The sequence below is a fragment of the Aeromicrobium sp. genome, assembly GCF_014378035.1.
Taxonomy (GTDB): Bacteria; Actinomycetota; Actinomycetes; order Propionibacteriales; family Nocardioidaceae; genus Aeromicrobium.
This window is the reverse complement of the sequence record NZ_JACMOM010000188.1, coordinates 1-4,540: the sequence shown is the minus strand read 5'-3', so window position 1 is coordinate 4,540 and position 4,540 is coordinate 1. Positions and strand designations below refer to the sequence as shown.

Annotated in this window: 4 protein-coding genes; all 4 read left to right on the top strand. The window is 67.1% G+C overall.

The window, feature by feature from the left end; translation table 11 throughout:
- The first annotated feature begins 294 nt into the window (after positions 1-294).
- Entirely contained in the window at positions 295-2,403 is a 2,109-nt protein-coding gene (locus H7290_RS09905; protein WP_290513853.1) for a GDSL-type esterase/lipase family protein, read from the top strand.
- A 238-nt stretch (positions 2,404-2,641) separates the two neighbouring features.
- Positions 2,642-3,148, top strand: coding sequence for a hypothetical protein (locus H7290_RS09900; RefSeq protein WP_290513852.1), 507 nt, complete (start codon positions 2,642-2,644; stop codon positions 3,146-3,148).
- Complete coding sequence (locus tag H7290_RS09895; RefSeq protein ID WP_290513851.1) at positions 3,145-3,888, top strand: ATP-binding protein; 744 nt, start codon at positions 3,145-3,147, stop codon at positions 3,886-3,888. The genes H7290_RS09900 and H7290_RS09895 overlap by 4 nt, the downstream gene beginning before the upstream one ends.
- A gap of 73 nt (positions 3,889-3,961) precedes the next feature.
- A complete protein-coding gene (locus H7290_RS09890; RefSeq protein ID WP_290513850.1) occupies positions 3,962-4,441 on the top strand; it encodes a tyrosine-type recombinase/integrase in 480 nt (159 codons plus the stop codon).
- Positions 4,442-4,540 lie beyond the last annotated feature (99 nt).

Below are 4,540 nucleotides of genomic sequence, written 5' to 3'. Positions count from 1 at the left end.
GAGGTGCGAGGCCCCCGCCCAGGCGAGGCCGAACCGCGAGAGCTCATCCCGTACGCGGTCGGACATACGCGAGGCCGATTCGAGGATGTGAACGCCGTTCCACCCTGTGAGATTTTGGCGTGATGCGCGTCACGTGCGACTAGCGTCCGGCGCACCGGAACGGGTCGCCGTCGTGCCCGGACGCGACAGGACAGGCGATGGGTTCCTGCACAAGCACCTTGCCGCTCACATCGGAGAAACTCAATGCCACAACACACCTCTCTACCCGCTCGCCCTTGCACTGGGCCCGGCCGGGTGGCGCGTTCAAACCGAACCCCGTCCAGCGCCGGCGCGCGCGGCACCGCCCTGCTGGCCGTGCTTGCGCTGTGCGCAGGGCTCCTGTCCGCCCCCTTTAGCGCCCGCGCGGGGGAGAGCTCCGGTGTTCCGCTGGTGGGCTGGATCGGCTCCTGGGGTGCAGCACCAATGGCCGGGCAAGACAACGGCTGCACCGACTGCGCCATCCGCAACGTGATCCGGATCAGCAAGGGCGGCTCGCAGGTGCGGGTCACCTTTTCCAACCGCTTCGGCAACGGCCCCCTCCGCATCGGCGCTTCTACCGTCGCCCGACCCGCGACGAGCACGACCGCGCACGTCGTCCCGGGCAGCATGCGCACCCTGCTGTTCGGCGGAGAGGAGGCAGTCGTCATTCCTGCCGGCGCCACCGCGACCAGCGATCCTGCCGAGCTCGCAGTGGAGGACGCCGGCTCGATCCTTGTCACCAGTTTCACCCCCGGCTACACCACGCCGATGACCGTGCACGACATTGGAAGCCAGACCTCCTTCTTCACCAGCGGCCGCGACGCCTCACACGACGAGAGCGCGAGCGCATTCACCCAGCGCACCGACAACCGCCACTTCGTCACGCGCATCGACGTCTTGGGCCAGTCGGCCGGAACGGTCGTGGCCTTCGGCGACTCCATCACCGACGGAGTCGGCTCCGGTATGAACCTCAACACCCGCTACCCAGACTTTCTCGCAACCCGGTTGGCCTCCGGCGAGGCGCAGCTCGGGGTGGTCAACAACGGCATCAGCGGCAACCGGGTACTGGCTGACGGGGCCGGCGAGCGAGCGCTCGCACGTTTCGATCGTGACGTCCTCGAAGTGCCCGGAGTGCAGTCGGTGATCATCTTGGAGGGGATCAACGACATCATGTTGTCCCCTAACGGCACTGACGTCGTTCCCCTCATCGCCGGCCTACAGGAACTGGTTGACCGGGCGCACGCCGAGGGTGTGCGGGTTGTGCTCGGCACCCTAACCCCGTTCCGGGGCTGGGGCGCCTGGACCCCGGAGCGGGAAGCCGCACGCCTAGCCGTGAACGAGTGGATCCGCGTCCACGAGGACGTCGAGGGGATCGCCGACTTCGACGCAGCGCTGCGCAATCCTGCCGACCAGTCTCGGATGCGGCCAGCCTTCGACAGCGGCGACGGCCTTCACCCTGGTGACGCGGGCTATGCCGCGATGGCCGACGTGGTGCCGCTCGACGCACTCGTGGTACTTCCCGACGAGCCAGCGACCATCGCCCCAGTCGCGTTCGACGACTCCTACATGATCGACGAGGGTGAGTCCCTGACGGTCGAGGCGCCTGGTGTGCTGGGCGACGACACCGACGCCGACGGCGACGCGCTGACGGCCACGAACGCCTCCGACCCGGCCAACGGTTCGGTGACACTCAACGCGGACGGGTCGTTCACCTACACGCCCGCCGCCGGTTTCTTCGGCTCCGACACGTTCACCTACCGGGCCTTCGACGGGACGGCCGCATCCACCCCGGCGACGGTGGCCATCACCGTGGTCGAGTCTCCACCCGCGGAGACCACGATCTCGGGCTCGGCCGCGGACGTCACCTACGGCAGGCCGCAGGCCGTCTCCGTGACGATCACGCCCTCGACCGCGGCCGGTCAGGTCACGGTGTTGAACGGAGCGAGGGTCCTCGGGACCGGCCCTGCGACGGCCGGCACGGCGAGGATTACGGTGCCCGCAAAGGCGCTGCGACCGGGCACCTACAACCTCACGGTGCGCTACGCCGGGAGCGCCGACCACGCTGCCTCGACGACGACCGTGAAGATGGTCGTCAGGAAGGTCACACCTTCGATGAAGGTGCAGGCGCCGAAGACGATCGAGCGCGGGACCAGGGCCACGGTCAGGGTCGCGCACACGGCACCCGACGACGTGCCGGTGACCGGCAAGGTCAAGCTGACGATCAAGGGGGGCAAGACCCTCACCAGGGTCGTCATCAACGGCAAAGTGGTCTTCAAGCTGCCCAAGGCCAACAACGCCGGCAAGCTGAGGTTAGAGGTCGCCTACCTCGGTAGCGACTTGGCCACGAAGCTGACGAAGTACATCACCATCACGGTCAAGCGCTAGGACCGACCGGAAGCGGGCCCGGGACTCTTTCTCCGGGCCCGCTTCGCGGATCTGTCCCATGCTTGGGTCTGCTGCATTGATAGGTGACAACTGATCTGCGTCGATGTGTGTCGGCGCTGGAACGGGTCCGACGCGCTGCGTGAGGCAAAGAAGCGGATCAAGCAGGAGAACGAGGTTCTGCGCCGCGCAGCAGCTATTTGTCGCAGGCGCGCCTGCGGGAAAAGACCTACCCGCCTCGGTGCCGTCGCAGTTGATCGGTCAGTCGTTGGATGTGCGGATCACCTCGCGTCTGGTCGAGGTCTATGACGGCACTGAACGCGTCGCGGCTCACACCCGGCTTCGTGGCGTGCGTGGCAGGTATTCCACCCTCACCGCGCACATGCCGGCGGCCCATCGGGCCAGGCTGGTCGATTGGACCCCGGAACGGTTTGAGCAGTGGGCTGCCACCGTCGGCCCGAACACGGTCGCGGCGATCAGCGCGATCTTGGCCTCACGCAAGATCGTCGAGCAGTCCTACCGCTCATGTTTGGGGGTGATGTCGCTGGTCAAGAAGCCCGGCGGCATGGCCCGACTCGAGGACACCTGCGCCCGGGCGTTGGCGGCGACACCGGCCCCGTCCTACACGCTGATCAAGAAGCTGTGGGCCGGATGGACACCGGTCGAGTCGCCACCAGCGCCGTCGCTGGGCGCAGCCGGGTTCGTCCGCGGCGCCGACTACTACAGCACCGACGGGGGCCGGGCATGATCGACATCGAAACCCTCACCCGGCTCAAGACGATGCGCCTGTCAGGGATGGCCGAGTACTTCGAGAACTTCACTGAGACCACCGGGACCGGGCAAATCACCGGCCCGGAGATGGTCAAGCAAGCCGTCGACTGGGAGTACGAACGCCGGCGTAACAGCAAACTGCACCGGCTACGCCGCCAAGCAGGTCTGGCTCAGCCCGGAGCAGACCTCGCCGACATCTTGCACATGCCCGGCCGCACAGTGGACACCGAGCTGATCGCGGGGCTCGCGGTCGGCAGCTATTTGGTCAAGAACCAGGACGTGATCCTGCAGGGTCCGACCGGGGCCGGGAAGAGCTACGTGGCCTGCGCGTTGGGAAACAAGGCCTGTCAGCAGTACCGCCGAGTCCTCTACCTGCCAGCTGCCGAGCTGTTCGATCGGATCACGATCGCTGAACGCACCGATGAGAAGAAACGCTGCTTCGACGCGCTCGTCAAGGTCGAGCTCCTGATCATCGATGACTGGTTCTTGACCACCCCGACCCGGCAGCAGATCCAGCAACTGCACACCCTGATCGACCGGCGCCACCAGAGGGCCTCGACGATCTACTGCACCCAGCTGCCACCTGAGCAGTGGCACGACCGCATGGACGAGAAGATCCTCGCCGACGCGATCGTCGACCGCATCACCACCAACGCGCACGCGACCGTCCTCAAGTGCGACGACTCCATGCGCAAACACTTCAACCAGCTCGACTAACCCAGCAGCGTTGGGGCGGGCTGCCGGGCAGCAGGTCGCCCCAACACCGCGTGGCTCACCCAGCAACGTCGCAGTGGCTCAACCCCGAGCGGAACAGTGGCTCACCCGACAGCGGAACACCGGCTCTCATCGAGCGCAATATCCACCGAGACGTCGAAAACGGCGCTTCCGATCCCGCAGAGCTTGGCTCTTGCACTGTCGGCGCACGTGTCGCGGTGGTCAACCGAGGAAACTGTGCTCGCCAACGAGTGGGGCGACCAGCTCGGCCCGTGGGCGCTGCAGCGGGCCATGCGCACCGCACGCGCCACTCGCCGGCCTGCCGTCCGGGTTCAGGTTCCATGACCTGCGGCACTACCTCGCCAGCATGCTGATCGCGAGCGGGGCCCACGTAAAGGTAGTCCAGGCACGCCTCCGGCACGCGAGCGCGAAGACCACGCTGGACACCTACGCCCACCTGTGGCCCGACTCCGACGAAAGCACGCGCGCCGCGATCGGCGCGGTAATGGCGGCTCGAGTAGCGTCGCTCCGCGACGTGGAGGCAGACTCGCGCTGAGGAGGCGTGACTCGGACGTGTCGGCCTCGTCGTGTGTCTCGGGTGGCAGCAGTGCCCACAAGCGCTCGCCCGCAGCCAGGAGCGGGTCCCGGTCGGGGG